Raw genomic sequence first — 244 nt, 5'->3', positions numbered from 1 at the left:
CGCATGTTCGGCGGTAGCAGGAACCCCTGGTCACGCCGCAGCGGACGATACCCCTTCGCCATAAACCAATTCTCCCAAACCGCTGCTGGAAACCGGCATGGCGACACGCATACTGCAACAGCCTCCATAGTCGAGGAACGGGATGAACTCAGCCCAGGCGTTGTCCCAGAGCCGGATCACGGCCGGGTAGCGGGGCCCCCATTTCTCGGCCAGATCGTCGAACGCGGCTCGGGCAGCGGTGGCG

1 pseudogene is annotated in these 244 nt (G+C 64.3%); it reads right to left on the bottom strand.

Annotated features, from left to right (window positions below):
• Positions 1 to 126 precede the first annotated feature (126 nt).
• Positions 127 to 244 (bottom strand): annotated as a pseudogene (locus tag RM423_RS25300) (transposase); the annotation flags it as partial.

The organism is Jatrophihabitans lederbergiae, from assembly GCF_031845305.1.
In the GTDB taxonomy this organism is placed as follows: Bacteria; Actinomycetota; Actinomycetes; order Mycobacteriales; family Jatrophihabitantaceae; genus Jatrophihabitans_A; species Jatrophihabitans_A lederbergiae.
This window is presented reverse-complemented; position numbering and strand designations above follow the sequence as displayed.